The following is a 17,193-nucleotide window of genomic DNA, read 5'->3' as shown; positions in this document are numbered from 1 at the left end:
CATAGATTCGAACTTTATCCTCATAAGTTAGTTTCATTTAAAAACACCCCAAAAGTTAGATTTTTTCTGTCTAACTTTTGGGGTGCGGTTCATTAGATAATCTTTTTTATGTTCTTAATACAAATCAAGATAATTATCAACTTCCCATTGTGAAACAAAGGTTGCATAGCTGGCCCACTCGATACGTTTCGCTTCAAGGAAGCTAGTGTAGATGTGTTCACCTAGGGCTGCCTTGACCACGTCATCCTCAGTCAAAGCTTTCAAAGCGTTGTGAAGAGTTGATGGAAGATCAGTGATTCCAGCTTCCTTACGCTCTTCTGCTGTCATGATGTAGATATTCTCTTCGATAGGAGCTGGTGCTTCGATTTTGTTTTCAATACCATGCAAACCAACTTCCAAAAGAACCGCCATAGCGATGTATGGGTTTGCCATTGGGTCCACTGAACGCAACTCAAGACGAGTTCCCATACCACGTGAAGCCGGCACGCGCACAAGTGGCGAACGGTTACGACCAGCCCAAGCAATGTAAACAGGTGCTTCATAACCTGGAACCAAACGTTTGTATGAGTTAACTGTTGGGTTCATGATAGCAGTATAGTTGTAAGCATGCTTGATCAAACCGCCAAGGAAATGGTAGGCCGTTTCAGACAACTGCATTCCTTTTGGATCATTTGGATCAAAGAAGGCATTGTTTCCTTCTGCATCAAACAAGGACATATTACAGTGCATACCTGATCCAGCAATACCAAATTTTGGTTTTGCCATAAAGGTTGCGTACAAACCGTGTTTACGAGCAATGGTTTTTACTACGAGCTTAAAGATTTGAATCTTGTCACAGGCACGAAGGACTTCATCATACTTGAAGTCAATTTCATGTTGTCCAACCGCAACCTCGTGGTGACTCGCTTCTACTTCAAATCCCATTTTGGTCAAGACATTCACGATTTCACGACGTGTATTGTCCGCAAGGTCAGTAGGCGCCAAATCAAAGTAGCCACCCTTGTCATTCACTTCAAGTGTTGGGTCGCCATTTTCATCCAACTTAAATAGGAAGAATTCTGGCTCTGGACCAAGGTTGAAGGATTTGAATCCTACTTCTTCCATATGACGAAGTGCACGCTTCAGATTACCACGTGGGTCACCTGCAAAGGGTTCGCCTTCTGTTGTATAGACATCACAGATCAAACCTGCAACACTTCCATTTTCATCTCCCCAAGGGAAGACTGTCCATGTATCCAAGTCTGGGTACAAGTACATATCTGACTCATTAATACGTACAAAACCTTCAATAGAAGATCCATCAAACATGGCTTTATTTGACAAGACCTTATCTAACTGTTCATCTGTAGCAGGAATTTCGACGTTTTTCATCGTCCCCAGGATATCTGAAAACATGAGACGAATAAAGGTAACATTTTTTTCCTTGACTTCACGACGAATATCTGCAGCTGTGATTGGCATGGGTTTTCTCCTTAATATATATGACTACTTGCGATTGCCTAACCGCGACCAAAGGGTGACCGTACTGAAGCAAAGCGCCCCTGCTGGAGGAGTTCATTGTGGAGTGCGCGACGCACTTCCGTCTGACTCACGGCTTTCTTGGACTTCGCCTCGCGTTCAGCATATTTTTTCTTAATCGCAGCAATATTATGACCTTCAGAGATATAATCTTTGATTTCAAGCAGACGATCCATGTCATTCAACGAATACATGCGACGGTTCCCTTCGTTTCGATCAGGTTTGATCAACTCTTGATCTTCATAATAACGAATCTGACGCGCTGAGAGATCGGTCAATTTCATAACACTGCCGATAGGAAAAACAGCCATATTTCGGCGAAATTCTCTTTCCTTCATTTACAATTTCCTTCTTCCTGTCTATTATAGTCTAAAAAAAGACATACGTCAACGAATAATGTCATAAAATGTAACATTATTTTCTTTTTTTCTCCCAAAAGAGTTTCAGTTGCTCAATATCATAATTTACAAGGATTGCGACAAAAACTCCCATAAATGTTTCAAATACACGTGCAAACACGTACAAAAATGTTTCTCCGCTCGGTATTGATAGGGTAATGATCAACATAGCCGCTACACCACCGATAACTCCTGCCTTGTTGTTCATGGCGACATTTGTCATAATGGTTAACATGGTGCAAATCGGAACAACTAGTAAAGTTACCCAAAAGGCTCCATGAAATAAAGTGTTTAAGAGGAAAAAGACAAGGGCGTAAAAACCGCCAATACTATTTCCTAAGATACGCGAAGTTCCAAAATGGACGCTCTTATCAAAGCTCTCTCGTAAACTGAAGACTGCTGTCAATGCTCCGATTTGAAGCCCCTTCCAGCCAAAAAAACCAAAAATCAAGAGAACTATAAATACGGCAATCCCTGTTTTGAAGGTTCGCATACCAAGCTTGAACTGTGACTTATCAAATTTATATTTTTTAAAATAACTCATAATCTCAACTTTCTACTACCATTTTAACATAAATTAGTTGATTTTATGAGTGAAAATCAATAGGAAGCGTTTTTAATTTAGGGGTACAAAAAAGAGGAAACAGAGTTCCTCTTTTCTATTTAAATTCAGAGCTTAGTTGCTTTAATCTTCTTTACGTTTCAACTGACCAAGTCCTAAAACTCCTACTAAAGCTGCTAGACCAAGATATGGCATGTAGCTTGAATCATTTGTACCTGTTTGAGGTAGAGTAGGATTCCCTTTTGGATTTGGAGTAGGAGTTGTTGGCTCCTCTGGTTTCTTAGGTTCTGGCGTTGTCGTGCGAACTGTATTTGAAGCATAAGCAACTTTGTTCACAGTATTTACATAGGTATTTTCAAAGGTTCCGACAGCAATTCGTTTCATTTGAATATAAGTCTCAGCCTGGAATGGAGAATCCAACTGAATCTCTTGAAGGAATTCTTCCTTGAAGCGAATTGTAATCATTCCCTTATCTTGATTATGTTCAACCTGTGTTTCAGCTGTTAAGTCTGTCCCTGCCTTAATAACACGACCGTCTTTCAATCGGATATCAACCTTGGCAAGAACTTTATAGTTTCCAGTGTATTGATCACCTTTTTGGTCATAATCATCTACAAAACTATAGTCATTCAAGTCCTCAGAATGATTTTGTGGAATCAAACCACCGATTAAACGATAATTGAAGAACTGGTTCAACGGAATTGTTTGGCCATCAATATTGTCACTGCTTGGATCCATACTGATTGTCACATCTTTTTTCGGTGTGATTTTCGGTACGTTGTTGACAACTACTTCTGTAGCATAGCCATTTCCAAAATCAATTTGGTAGGCTTTGTTTTCATACTTACCACCCGTTTGACCAAATTCAGGTTTAACTGTCATCGGATCTGTGATTAGCAATGATTTTCCTGCTGCTACATAGTTCTTGTAGAATTCAGCTGGATTATCAGCTGAGAAGAGTTGGAAAGCACCTTTAACAGTGATGTTTGCTTTCTTCAACAGATCTTGAACCTTCTTAGGCGCAGCTTCTAAACTATCAAATTGTTGAACACTGACACCTGGTACAAGATTGCCCTCTAGATCACGAATCTTAACCAATTCTGGTTGAAGGGTTAAGGCTTCTTCTGGATAATCATCCACATAGTAGAAACCATTTTGAATCGCTTCTTTAGAAGATTTATCTCCCTTGTATTGGTCCAAATCCCATGTGAGTTCATAGTAGTTCGTTGAACCAGCTAGAACTTCTTTGCCATCAATATTCACACCTTGCTTGTTCTTGTTAACTTTCAAAGGCTTGATGTAGTTGTTATTTGGATTGTCAGGATCATTTGGTTTACCTGGAGTCGTTACACGAACAATGTTTGACTTGACACCGTAGGCGTCGTTGACTGTCAATGTAAAGTTATTCGTATAAGTCGCCCCATCATTCAAGACACGACCAACAACAGTTGGATATAGAGTCTCAAAGGACTTTGTCAAATCTGCATTGAAAGCAGCCAAGGTCTCCTCAGTAGCCTTAAAGGTTACAGTGTGACTAGCTTTATCATAGCTTGTTTCAAAACCTTTGCTTGCAGCCTTGGTTGTTTCCAAATCAAACTGATAGCCAGTTGGAAGTGGATCTACCAATACAAACGAAGTTGTTTTTGGACGACCAGCTGTCAACGCTTCTGTTTTCAACTCAAACTTCACTACAGACTGCTTAGCAACGAGAGTACGATCGATATCTACTCCATCCTCATTTTTAATTTCTTTATTAATCTGAGGTTGTGCAAATAGACGATTGTAATGGAAGTGAACTGTTGGCACCGCTGGTGGTGTTGGCAACTGCTTAGGAGTTGGTGCTACCGGCGGAGTTGGCAATGGATCATAGTTTGGCTCTTCTGGTTTTGATGGCTCTGGTTGATCTGGAGTTTTTACCGGTGGAGTTGGCTCATTTTCATAGCTTGGTGCTACTGGAGCTGGTTCCAATGGTTTCTCTGTCTCATATGTTGGCTCTTCTGGTTTTGATGGCTCCGGTTGATCTGGAGTTTTTACCGGTGGAGTTGGCTCATTTTCGTAGTTTGGTGCTACTGGTGCTGGCTCCAATGGCTTCTCTGTCTCATATGTTGGCTCTTCCGGTTTTGACGGCTCCGGTTGATCTGGAGTTTTTACCGGTGGAGTTGGCTCATTTTCGTAGTTTGGTGCTACTGGAGCTGGTTCCAATGGTTTTTCTACTTCATAAGAAGGAGCTTGTGGAGCAGTTGGTTCAACTGGTGGAGTTGGTTTTTCCTTGGTAATTTTCGGAACGTTAACGGCACGAATCTTACCATTGAGTGAGTACCAGATGTTTGGTCTTTTACCTTCAGTATTGTCTCTTCCAGGTACTTGAGGCATTTCTGCTACAGACATCACATTGGTAGCAGATGTTGCACCAACTGTAACGTGATTCGTAGGACCGGACATACTAATAGCACCTGCACCATACCAAGAGTTTGGTGCATCTGATGAATCCCACCCCGATCCAGGTTCATTTGCTCTAGGATACATAGTCCAACGAGATCCACCCTGATCTTTTCTAAAATTGAGGGTTTTGGTAGCATAAATCATTCCATCTTTTTCATCAATAGATGAACCTGAAATTTTGATAAAAGTACCACTATAATCCTTGGCCATCTCAATAGAGTTGTGTTCACGGTTAAGTGAGGCTACTGAAAGAAGAGCATTGTCAAAATTAATTGGTTGGTCATTTTCATCGTAGAAGGTGAATTCATTTTTAATGAAAATTGACGTATCTTTTTCTACCTGACCCGTAAAGGCTGAAGCAAAAACCCCTAAAGTTGGGTCACTAAAGATTCCCAACCAAACTTTTCCAGTAGGATTTTTAAATTGCGAAGAAGGATCTACAGTATATTTGTAAACAATCTTGGAAATCTTTTTACCGTTGTAGTATGAATTTTGAAGGTTAGTATAAGTTGCAGTTACGCTTTGCCCACGTTCTAGAAGCACAGAGCCCCATTTAACCTCTGTTTTATTTCCTACATTAGTCGTCCAGTCTGATTTATCATTGATGTTACCATACAATTCCACTGAAGAAGTAGTTGCACCGTTTTCCAAGTTCTTGACATTTAGATTGTCTAACTGAAGATTTTTCTTGCCATATTGGTCTGTGTCTTTCTTAAAGGCTTCATCAACTGCTGCTGCAGTGAGAAGTTTTCCTTCCGTTTTGAGATCAAGTTGAGCATTCGATTCTAAGTCATAAACCAGACTCTGAGCAGATGGCTTAGACAAGTAACCATCTTGATCTTTATTCTTTTCAAGTTCTACCAATGCAGCCTTAATTTTGGCCTGCTCATCTTCATAAGCCTGCAACTTAGCCGGATACTCAGCCAACTCTTTCTTATATTTGGCAAGATCAGCTTCATATTTAGCTAATTTTGCTTCATAGTCAGTTTTAGCCGCGGCATTCCGTTGCTTGATTTCTTCGTTTTCAGCTTGGAGCGCTGCATTTTTAGCTGTGTTTTCTTCAACAGCCTTCTCATAAGCTGCTTTAGCATCAGCATTTGCCTTTTGAACACGAGCTAGTTCTGTCTGATAAGCCGCTAACTTAGTTTGGTAGTCTGTTTCGTTAGCTGCATTCGCTTGTTTGACTGCTGCCAAGTCTTTTTCGTATTGTGCTATTTTAGCCTCATAAGTTGCCTTGGCTGTTTCATTTCGTTGTTTAATAGCTTCATTTTCAGCTTGGATAGCATTGTTTTTAGCTGTGTTTTCTTCAACAGCCTTTTCATAGGCTATTTTTGCATCAGAATTAGCCTTTTGAACACGTGCCAATTCTGTTTGATAAGCTGCTAATTTAGCTTGATAATCAGCATCATTATCCTCTTTAGCTTTCTTAATAGCTGCAAGGTCTGCTTCATACTGCTTCATCGCTGCTTCATAATTCGCTTTTGCAGTTTCATTACGCTGTTTAATCGCTTCATTTTCAGCTTTAAGCGCTTCGTTTTTAGCTGTGTTTTCTTTTACTGCTTTATCATAAGCCTCTTTAGCTTCAGCATTAGCTTTTTGTACTCGAGCTAATTCTGTCTGGTAAGCTGAAAGTTTATTTTGATAATCCTGTTGACTATCTTCATTTGCTTTTTTGACAGTTGCTAAATCTTTTTGATATTGTGCTAGCTTAGCCTCATATTCTGCTTTAGCTGTTGCATTAGCAGTGTTGATTTTTTCAACTTCTTCTTGATGACTTTTTAGATCTTTTTGGTACTTGTCATCCGCTGCTTTGTTTTCAGCATTGATTTTATCTGTTTCAGCCTGATGAGCTGCGACTTCTTTTTTATATGCTTCAGTTGTTGTCTTTACTTCTTCAGCCTGTTTAGCATAGTCGCTTTTAATCTCATCTTGCTTTTGAGCATTCTCTGTAGCAGTTGTGGCTGTTCCTTTGTCTTTTGTTTCATCTTGAACTACCTTAACTCCTGCAGATTTTGCATCAGCAACTGCTTTATCCAAATCAGCTGATGATACTTCTACTGGCAAAGCTGAGTCTTTAGAACCAGCCTTAGCTTGGCTTTCTTTGGCAACTTGGCTCATTTCACCCTGAGCTTCAGGTAAATTTGTAGCCGGGTTTCCTGTAGTAGCTACCTCAACCGTACTTGTACTAGTTGTCTCTGTAACTTCATCAGCAAATACTGCTTTGTCTGCAAAAGCAATCAAAGCCGTTCCTAAAACAGCACCACACAAAGTTTTGGCAACTTTGCTTTTACGAAATCCATAGACTTCTTTTTTATTTTTCATTATAATCCTTTTCCTTATCTAAATTTAGTCATTACTCCTCATTCTAGCACTTTACAAGGCAGGATGCAAATATTTACTCTTTTTTTTATTTATAGAAAAATTCCACCTATTTATAAATTAAATTAAAAAGAAGATGATCACACCATCTTCTTTTAGTTAAACTATTTATTTTTCAGTCAAAGCTGCCAATCCTGGAAGAACTTTACCTTCAAGGAGTTCCATTGATGCTCCACCACCAGTAGAGATCCATGAGAACTTGTCTGCACGGCCAAGGTTGATGGCTGCAGCAGCTGAGTCACCACCACCGATGATTGATTTTACGCCTGGTTGTTTCACGATAGCATCCATGACACCGATTGTACCAGCTTGGAAGTCAGGGTTTTCAAATACACCCATAGGTCCGTTCCATACAACTGTTTTCGCACCAGTCAAAGCTTCGTCAAATTTAGCGATAGATTTTGGACCGATATCCAAACCAAGGAAACCTGGGTCTACTGCTTCACCTTCAGTGTCTTTCACTTCAGTGTAGTCAGCAAATGCGTTTGCTTCTTTTGAGTCAACTGGCAAGATCAATTTGCCGTTTGCTTTTTCAAGAAGAGCTTTCGCAACATCCAATTTGTCTTCTTCTACAAGTGAGTTACCGATTTCGATACCTTGAGCTTTGTAGAATGTGTAAGTCATCCCACCACCGATAAGAACTTTATCAGCTTTTTCAAGCAAGTTTTCGATAACACCGATCTTGTCTGAAACTTTTGAACCACCAAGGATTGCTACGAATGGACGTTCTGGAGCTTCAACTGCTTCTTGGATGTAGGCAATTTCGTTTTCAAGAAGGAAACCAGCAACTGCTTTTTCAACGTTTGCTGAGATACCAACGTTAGATGCGTGTGCACGGTGAGCTGTACCGAATGCATCGTTTACGAAAATACCATCTCCAAGTGATGCCCAGTATTTACCAAGTTCAGGATCATTTTTAGATTCTTTCTTGCCGTCAACATCTTCGTAACGAGTGTTTTCAACCAAGAGAACTTGTCCATCTTCAAGAGCGTTGATCGCAGCTTCCAATTCAGCACCACGAGTGACACCTGGAAGGAAAGCAACGTCTTGACCCAATTTAGCTGCCAAGTCAGCAGCTACAGGAGCAAGTGATTTACCAGCTTTGTCTGCTTCTTCTTTTACACGGCCAAGGTGAGAGAAGAGGATTGCACGTCCACCTTGTTCAAGGATGTACTTGATAGTTGGAAGAGCTGCAGTGATACGATTATCATTGGTAATCACGCCATCTTTAACAGGTACGTTGAAGTCAACACGAACGAGAACTTTTTTCCCTTTCAAGTCAACGTCTTTAACAGTCAATTTTGCCATTAGATATGACTCCTTCTTTTTTTATACGTGTTAATTATATCACAAAATCAGCAAAAGAGATAGAAAAACCCTAAACTTTTCTTGTTCTTTCCTCTATTTATTAACCTAAAAATCTAGGATTGCAGTTCGGGAAATAGAAATTTTCACATAATTCGGTTGGAATAATTTAGGCAAATTTCTTGATTGATCTGCCTAATTACTTCTATACCATTCTTTTTCTAATATTTTAATCCTTAATATTCTAAACTCTACAGTCCTTCTTTTTGAATTGCTAGGTTTCTTATTATACAATATAACTAAAATAGTTTCTTCAGTTTGTACTATTTGAGATTAAAAGAAGAGGAATTGCTACCATGAAATTAGAAAGACTAATCTATATTTTACTGTCTCTTTTAAATAAGAAGAGAATAACAGCTAAAGAGATTGCAGAGAGGTTTGAAATATCTACTCGAACTGTATATAGAGACATGGATACACTCAGTTTAGCGGGGATTCCAATCTATTCGGAACGTGGAGATAAGGGAGGTTTCTATATACCAAGCGACTATAAGATAGACAGAAACTATTTCACTGAGGAAGAGAGACAGTTTATCATTAATATGAGCCAAAATGTTAGTAAAATCGTTGGTCATTCAAGTCTTGACAGTATCGAGCACAAGCTGTCTTCTCAAGAAATTACAAGAGCAAACAGTCCTTTTTACTTTGATCTCAGTTCCTGGACTCTTAATACAAATTATTTACTAGAAATTGAGGAAGCGATACAAACTGAACAGATGATTTCTTTTTCTTACTATTCGAAAAAACAAGAGAAAAGTCAGCGAACAGTTATTCCATACAGATTGATCTATAAACTGAATGCTTGGTATGTTATCGGTTACTGCTTAGAGAAATTAGATTTTCGTATTTTTAAATTAACTCGAATTCGAGAACTAGAACCAGTGGAGATAAAAGATAAATCATTCGATTATCCACGTTTATCTCAAGAAAAGTTAGAGCTTTTTTTAAATCCCCCCAAAAATAAAGTGGAGGGGCAAAGAGAAGAAATCGAACTAGTTTTTACAAGATTTGCACTTCCAAAAATCTACGATCACTTCACGGAAGAAGAAATCAGAGTCGAGGACGAAATAATAAAAGTTCAGGCATTTAGAGCTTTAACTCCTTCATTTTTTGATTTACTATTAAGTTTTGGTTATCAAGTAAAGGTCGTATCCCCAAGTCACTTACAAAATCTACTGGTCAGTACTCTCAAAAAAAATCTTCAGCAATATGACAACCTGTAGTCATATTGCCTTTTGTATACTCTTAAGTGGGCAAAATATTTCGTGATATTCATCATAGCCCAATTATTTTACAGGAGGTTCCAAATGGATACAAAAACACTTGCAGAAAGCTATTTTACGGCAGTAAATGAGGGAGGCTGGGAAGATTTCGTAGCTGAAAACTTTGATTATGGCATGTGCGATAGTATAGAAATTCGACAAGGACGTAATATTTATTTGCAAGGCGCAGGCCAATTCTATGCTTTGAGCAAGCATCTTGAAGTGAAGCAATTACTTGTTGATGGTCGAACAGTCTCAGCTTTAAATCGCTACCGTCTACATTCTCCTCAAGGAAAAGAACTAGAACTGGATGTCGCAGAATTTCTGAAATTCGATGAGTTTGATAAATTAGTTGCATCCAATATTTATTTCGACACCTATCGTTTCCAAAAATTTATCCAAGGAATTGAATAACAAAAATCTAGCTTCAAATTTACTCTTCAATTTCAAAACTAAAAACAAGGTCTGACTAATCTACAGTCAAACCTTGTTTTTTTATTTTTATAAGAAAATCCAAGATTCGTAAATCTGATTAGTTTTCTCTCCCCTTTCTAGAGAGCAAACCGTAGCCACTCATTAGTCCGAGAAGTCCCAGCGCTACTAGACTAGCATCTGTTTCTGCACCAGTATTCGGCAGTTGTTTGCTTGTTTCTTCAACTTTTGCTGGCGTTGCTAAAAGCGCTTGATCCCTTGTTTGTGAGACTTGCTCTTCTTTCGTTCCAACTTCTGTGATTTCTGGGATCGCTTCCTTGAGAACTTCAGTCGAACGAAGGGTGCGTTTGCCCTGAGCATCAACTTCTACAAATTGGCGAACTTGTCCTTCCACTCCTACTTGTACTAGCTGACGTTGTCCTTTGAGAAAGGCTGCATTTGGTCGTTCCTGATGTTCGAAGGAAACTGTCCCCTCTTCAATTTCCAGTTTCGGAGTTTCTAGAACTAAATCTTTCACACCTTCAGCTGGTTGGTTGCTTGATAGAACTTTTGTTCCTACTTCTGTGATTTCTGGGATTGCTTCCTTGACTACCTCAGTCGAACGAAGAGTGCGTTTGTCTTTGGTATCTACTTCTACAAAACGACGAACTTGACCTTCAACTCCAGCTTGCACAACACGGCGTTGTCCTTTGAGAAATTCGGCGTTTGGTCGCTCCTGACGTTCATAGGCTGTTGTTTCAGTTTCAATAACTAGTTCAGGGAGTGCCTCAACCGTTGGAGCCACTTCATTTGGATCCACGCTTCCAACATGGTGACTTTCTTCTGCAGGAGCTAGTTTCTTATTTAGCTTCTCTTTCATTTCCGCAAAAGCTTGTGGAGTTGGCATCTCTGAAGCCAACAAAGTTTCTGCTTGGGCAATCAACTCAGCTTTAGGATCTTTTTCACGGACAGATTCGAGCAAACCTTCCAATTCTTCTCTAGCTGTCTGATAACGTTGATTTCCATCCAAGGCTGTCCCTGCTTGTTTCAACTCATTCAAAGCCCGATTGACTTCTTCTTGACTGGCATCATGGTTTTCTGCAACAGCTTTCGCTGCATTAAGTTTCTCTACTAGTGCAGCTTGTTTGTCCTCACTTGAGAAGGTATATGCAAGGGTTGACTGGCGACCTTGGGCAGCAGTGATTTCTTGTTTGAGGTATTCATCATTAACTGCAGCCTTTGGAGAAACCAAGACATCAAACTCAGCAGTATGTCCCTTGTAATGCAAGGTCAAGGTCTGGCGTCCAGTCTTCTGAGCATCGTAGCCTGTAATTTCAACATCTTTATCAGTAAAGCTGTGAGCCTCTTCTGTCTCATCATCATAGAGAACACCGAAGCGACCTTCAGAGAAATCCAGTTGATCTCCTACTAGATAGTCTGTTTTTGGTTTCTTAGTAATATACAAGCCCGCTACTTCTTTCGGTTTTCCTTCATCTTGACCAGTCACTTGTACTTTTAAGTCACCAGTAACCGAAAGTCCTAGATAGCTAACTGTGAGCTTTTGTTCCCCTTTTTGATGAGCGTTGTAGCCAGATACTGTCACACCTGAGTGAGTAAGGTTGATGAGCTCATCGGCTTGTCCCCCTTCGTATTGAACACGGAGAGTGCCGCCTCTAAGGTCAAGCTTTTCTCCCTCTTTATAAACTATCTTCTTAGGTCCTTTTTCGAGACTAACTGCAGCAATTTTTCTCTCATCCTGCGGAATCGCTACTGCCAAGGTGTTACTGATTTCTTTGCCAGGTAGTTTGGTACGATAGTAGAGGAGAGTTGGTTGCTTGTCAAAAGCCAATGGTGCTGTTGGCAAGTCGCCTCCAGTTTCAGTCTTCAAGGTTGCAATTGGTGTTTGTGAATCTGCCTTGTCGTAAACGGTGATAGTTGCACCCGCTGGAACATCAGAGAAGCCTAGTTGAACTTGATGGTTTCCAAGTGAACGGGCAGCTACCTTAGCCATTGGAATATTTTGGCTTTCTGTATCCAAGGTTTCGTACATCTTCCAGTTGTATATACGAATGGCTTTCCAAGGTGTTCCATTATCTGAAGTGATAACTTTTAGGCGCCAGTCTTGAGCGGTGATTGGTTTGTCAAGAGTGATATCTGTCACGTGCGCTTTATTGCCACGAACTTCCTTAGCTAGCTTCCACTCGCCATCTGTATCCTTGTAGTAAAGATCAAAGTCTTTGGTGTTCATCAAACCGTCGTTTACGGATTCTCCACCAGCTCCCGCATGATCCATTACCCATCTGACAACACGACGTGGTTGGGTCAAACGAATATCGACACTACCGCTCAATTGTCCTGAAGACCACTTGTCTGACAGGCTAGTAATGGTACCGTTCAACATACCTTCGATGCCTTCTCCACCTTCAGTATTTGGGAAAGTGCTATCGATAACCTTTGCCCCTGGAACAATATTTTCAGCTAAAGGTCTTGGGAGAGTCGTATCCTGAACTGTCATCCCCCAGTTAAAGGATGCCGTCGCAGCTTCAGAACGAAGTCCATTTTTACCAACCGCAACGACTTTCAATTCCTGAATCCTACCAGTCGCATTAGCAGAGCGGCTAATTTTTGGCAAGTAGATAGCGGAAGCAGATGATCCTGTCAACAAACGCCAGTTATCCCCATCTTTTTCGTAGACTTCATAGAAATCTGCATCTTGGTTACCCGCAAACTGAACCACTGCTTCAGCTTCTTGGGCATTCTTGAGAGATTGTTTCACTACAGAGAGACCTGTCGGGGCTTGTGGCGCTTGGTGATTGTCTGAAATGGTTAATTGACCTAGGTTGAACTGATAATCTTTTACAGCTCCTTCATGCTCGAAGAAGAGTTTGACTGCATAGATGGTTTTACCTGCTAGTGAGCTGAGGTCAAATTCTTCATTCTTCCAGTCATCAGAGAGAGTCAGTTCTTTCCATGCAGCTGCATCCTCAAATTTGTAGTCTGGAGTCGTAGAGAAGGCCATATAAACTTTAGAGCCTTTTCCTCCCTTGTGGGCAACACGAAGTTTGGTTTTCTCTGTTACTTCTAGTTTGGTAGAATACAAATTCACATCCTGGTCCGTCTTACCAACTACATCACCTGAGAATTTAAGGGAGTTACCTCCATTATAGGCATCTGTAAAATCATATTCTGCACGAAGTTTTTCACCTGTCGAAGTCTGCCACCAGCGCCATGTTGGCAAAACACCTGAAACAGAACGGTAGTTCCACTCAGAATCCTTAGAAACTTTACCGTCAACAAACCATTTTCTACCATGACCTGTATTAAAAGAGGTGGTGAAGGTACGTCCTACTGCTGGTGTACGGTCAGCAACTAAATTGGCAATTCCATACCACTCTTTATCTGCTGGTTTTTGAGCCGTTGGATCTCCTTGGTAACCTGTAAAGAAGATGTCTTCGTTCTTGTGGTAGTCTTCGCCTGTTTTTCCTAGACTGGTAATCGTATCTGGTGCAAAAAGTCCAAGTGACAAACGCAACTTGCCTTTTTCATCTAAGAGGGCATCCCATTTGACTTTGGTCTTATAAGAGCCACCTTGTTGCAATTCCAAGCCTGCAAAGACATCATACTGGCTACGTTCTAGCCATTTTGCCATCTCTACGGAGTGGTCATTCTTTTCCTTGTTCCAGTTGAAATTGGCAAAAAATTGATCTGCAGGGACTTTGTCACCTTCTTTTTGCATGAACTGGTAGTTGTAATCACCTAGACCATCTTCGTGGTAACGACCGTATTTGTAGGTCATGGCATCGTACCAAGCATACTTGATCGGGTGGTTGACTTTGGCTGCGTATTCTTTTGTATAGAGCATGAATTGGCGCATTTTTTCACCAAGAGGTGCTACCAATTCACCCGTTGTTTCTTGGTTGATAAAATACCCATCAAAGCCATAGTACTTAGCAAGGTCGACAAGTTTTCGTGCGATAGGGAAGGTGCCATCTGCGTCTTGTTTCAAGGCAGCTGCAAATTTCTCTTGGTCGGCAATGCTATTTGACCAGTTGAAAAAGAGGGTTCCATAAACGGGAACTCCGTTGCGGTGCCCAGCATCAATGACATCTGGAGTTGGAACTAGACCTTCCCAGAAGACCATTGAATCCAAGTACTGCCAGTAATCAAAGGCGTAAGCCTTGAATTCTTCTCCACCAACAGAAGCATGGTCTTTAGCCTTTGAGTTGGTATTTGCTAGCGCCTGAACCTTGGCTCTTCTGCTTGCTTTTTCGTTAACCAACTGACCTCTATGGCGCTTGGCGAGTTCAACTGAGGAACGATTGATGGGATCATCCTCGCGCGCACCTGGTTCCCATTTCAACAAATCATCCCAAGTATCAAATTTGATTTCTTTTGGTCGGAGACTCTTTTCTTCATTTTTAGGAACGTCTGCTAGAATCGGTTTGTCGGCTTTCTTCTCAGCCACTTGAGGAGTTTCCTCTGGTTTGACTTCTTCTTTTTCAGTTGGTTGAGCAGGTTTTTCTGTCGGAGTTGGCTTTGCTTCTTCTTTTTCATTAACCAGATCCGTTATTGTTGGAGGGTTTTCTGAAATTGGTTGCTCAGCTACTTTGTTCTCTGTTTTCTCTAATTGTTTTTCAAGGGCTGCAGTATCTGGATTAGCTGTTTCACTAGTACTTGTCGCTTGGGCGCTCGTATTTGTAGCTGTTTCAGGGACTGCGACTTGTTCGGCAAGAGCTGGGCTCGCAAATAGAGCTGAACCAATCATCAAGGAACAAGCCCCGATTGACAACTTACGAATACTGTAACGGCAACGTTTTTCAAAAAATAGATTTTTCATCTTATCCTCCTAATAAAATATAAAGTAAGCGCTTTACTTTTTGATAAAAAGTAACTGTTCTCAATGTACACCACCAGAACAGGATCATCTTCATTTTATCCTATATGAAAGCGTTGTCAATATACTTGACACAAAAACTATAACTAGGATAAAAATCAGTAAAATTTGGACACAATCCTATAAATCATCTATCTTAAAGGGAAACTACCTCTCATTTTGAAAGAAAGTTCTTGTTTCTTATGAAAATTTCAGCTAAACACTTGTGAGATTTACTTTTATCCTTTAAAATAGAATAGGAGAAATTCCGTTATTATTTTTCGGAGGAAAAAGAAATGTCCATTAATTGGCAGGAAATTTTATTTCACTTTTTAGGAGGTCTAGGACTGTTTTTATACAGTATCAAGACCATGGGAGACGGTTTGCAACAAGCTGCTGGAGATCGCCTTCGTTTTTACATTGACAAGTACACTAGCAATCCCTTTTTAGGTGTTCTAGTCGGAATCGTCGTGACTGCCCTGATTCAGTCAAGTACAGGGGTTACAGTTATCACGGTTGGGCTAGTCAGCGCTAGTCTTCTAACCCTTAGACAGGCTATCGGAATTATCATGGGAGCCAACATCGGAACCACTGTTACTTCCTTTATCATCGGTTTCAAACTAGGCGAGTATGCTTTACCCTTGATTTTCCTTGGAACCATGTTCCTCTTCTTCACAAAAAACAGAACAGCAAACAATATCGGGCGCATCCTGTTTGGTGTAGGGGGAATCTTCTACGCTCTCAACCTCATCAGTGCCGGGATGAGTCCACTTAAAGATTTACCACAATTCAAGGAATATATGGTAACCTTGGGACAAAATCCTATTTTAGGAGTGGTAGCTGGTGCAGTGATTACCGTCCTCATCCAGGCATCTTCTGCAACTATCGGGATTTTGCAAGGTCTCTATGCAGGTGGGTTCCTTGACCTTAAAGGTTCACTACCAGTTCTTTTCGGAGATAATATCGGGACAACCCTAACAGTTATCATTGCGGCAGCTGGAGCCAATGTCTCTGCAAAGCGCGTTGCGGCAACCCACGTTACCTTTAACGTTTTAGGGACTATTCTTTGCTTAATCTTATTAGGCCCCTTTACTGCTATGATCGAGTACTTCCAGGCACTCCTTCACCTCTCACCTGAGATGACCATCGCCTTCTCGCACGGTGCCTTTAACGTAAGTAACACCATTGTACAATTTCCATTCATCGGAGCCTTGGCCTACTTTGTAACCAAGCTCATCCCTGGTGAAGACGAGGTTGTCAAGTACGAGCCCCTTTATCTCGACGAGCAACTTATCCAGCAATCTCCTTCTATAGCTCTAGGAAATGCCAAAAAAGAACTCTTGCACTTGGGGAACTATGCAGCCAAAGCTTTTGACCTTTCTTATACCTATATCATCGGTTTGGATGAAAAGGTAGCTGAAAAAGGACACAAGACAGAGGAAGCCATCAATACCATCGATGAAAAACTCACTCGTTACCTCATCAGACTCTCAAGCGAATCCTTGAGTCAAAAGGAAAGTGAAGTCTTGACTAACATCCTTGATTCATCTCGTGATTTGGAACGGATTGGGGACCACGCAGAAGGCTTGCTCAACCTAACAGACTACCTCCAACGTAAGAATGTTCAATTTTCTGATGCTGCTTTAGAGGAATTAGCTGAGATTTATCAAGCAACAACTGCATTTATCAAGGATGCCCTTGATAGTGTGGAAAACAATGATATTGAAAAAGCTCAGAGTCTGATTGAACGCCATAAAGAAATCAACAATATGGAACGTGTTCTCAGAAAGACCCATATCAAACGCCTTAACAAGGGTGAGTGTTCTACACAAGCTGGAGTCAACTTTATCGACATCATTTCCCACTATACTCGTGTGTCTGACCATGCTATGAACCTAGCTGAAAAGGTTATCGCTGAACAAATCTAATAAACAAAAAGCTATCCTGAATGGGATGGCTTTTTTCGTCTCCTCATCAAGAATT

At 40.7% G+C, this 17,193-nt stretch carries 9 protein-coding genes; 3 read left to right on the top strand and 6 right to left on the bottom strand.

Features of this window, described 5'->3' with window-relative positions; all coding sequences use genetic code 11:
• Positions 1 to 114: 114 nt before the first annotated feature.
• The 5 genes from glnA to GMD5S_RS0206175 all read right to left on the bottom strand — a co-directional run bounded on the left by glnA (position 115) and on the right by GMD5S_RS0206175 (position 8,607).
• Entirely contained in the window at positions 115 to 1,461 is a 1,347-nt protein-coding gene (gene glnA / locus GMD5S_RS0206195) for a type I glutamate--ammonia ligase (RefSeq protein WP_001122883.1), read from the bottom strand.
• 38 nt (positions 1,462 to 1,499) lie between these two features.
• A complete protein-coding gene (glnR, locus tag GMD5S_RS0206190) occupies positions 1,500 to 1,856 on the bottom strand; it encodes a transcriptional repressor GlnR (RefSeq protein WP_000664333.1) in 357 nt (118 codons plus the stop codon).
• 76 nt (positions 1,857 to 1,932) lie between these two features.
• Complete coding sequence (locus GMD5S_RS0206185) at positions 1,933 to 2,460, bottom strand: FUSC family protein (RefSeq protein ID WP_000119887.1); 528 nt, start codon at positions 2,458 to 2,460, stop codon at positions 1,933 to 1,935.
• 141 nt (positions 2,461 to 2,601) lie between these two features.
• Positions 2,602 to 7,242, bottom strand: a complete 4,641-nt coding sequence (locus GMD5S_RS0206180; RefSeq protein ID WP_016893770.1) for an antigen I/II family LPXTG-anchored adhesin — start codon at positions 7,240 to 7,242, stop codon at positions 2,602 to 2,604.
• Between the two features lie 165 nt (positions 7,243 to 7,407).
• Positions 7,408 to 8,607 carry a phosphoglycerate kinase gene (locus GMD5S_RS0206175; protein WP_001096763.1) on the bottom strand — a complete coding sequence of 400 codons (1,200 nt, stop codon included), beginning with the start codon at positions 8,605 to 8,607 and terminating at the stop codon, positions 7,408 to 7,410.
• Positions 8,608 to 8,960: 353 nt separating this feature from the next.
• On the opposite strand from GMD5S_RS0206175, the gene GMD5S_RS0206170 reads away from it, so the two are divergent.
• Together GMD5S_RS0206170 and GMD5S_RS0206165 are read left to right on the top strand one after the other, a co-directional pair.
• Entirely contained in the window at positions 8,961 to 9,887 is a 927-nt protein-coding gene (locus GMD5S_RS0206170; RefSeq protein ID WP_000764448.1) for a helix-turn-helix transcriptional regulator, read from the top strand.
• Between the two features lie 84 nt (positions 9,888 to 9,971).
• Complete coding sequence (locus GMD5S_RS0206165) at positions 9,972 to 10,340, top strand: hypothetical protein (RefSeq protein WP_008292660.1); 369 nt, start codon at positions 9,972 to 9,974, stop codon at positions 10,338 to 10,340.
• Positions 10,341 to 10,458: 118 nt separating this feature from the next.
• Here the strand turns inward: GMD5S_RS0206165 and GMD5S_RS0206160 are convergent, their stop codons facing one another.
• Positions 10,459 to 15,174 carry an endo-beta-N-acetylglucosaminidase gene (locus GMD5S_RS0206160; RefSeq protein WP_000792773.1) on the bottom strand — a complete coding sequence of 1,572 codons (4,716 nt, stop codon included), beginning with the start codon at positions 15,172 to 15,174 and terminating at the stop codon, positions 10,459 to 10,461.
• Positions 15,175 to 15,506: 332 nt separating this feature from the next.
• Between GMD5S_RS0206160 and GMD5S_RS0206155 the strand changes: the two genes are divergently transcribed.
• Positions 15,507 to 17,138, top strand: coding sequence for a Na/Pi cotransporter family protein (locus GMD5S_RS0206155; RefSeq protein ID WP_000026662.1), 1,632 nt, complete (start codon positions 15,507 to 15,509; stop codon positions 17,136 to 17,138).
• The last annotated feature ends 55 nt before the right edge of the window (positions 17,139 to 17,193 follow it).

Origin of the sequence: Streptococcus sp. GMD5S, assembly GCF_000298715.2 — a bacterium.
In the GTDB taxonomy this organism is placed as follows: domain Bacteria; phylum Bacillota; class Bacilli; order Lactobacillales; family Streptococcaceae; genus Streptococcus.
This window is presented reverse-complemented; position numbering and strand designations above follow the sequence as displayed.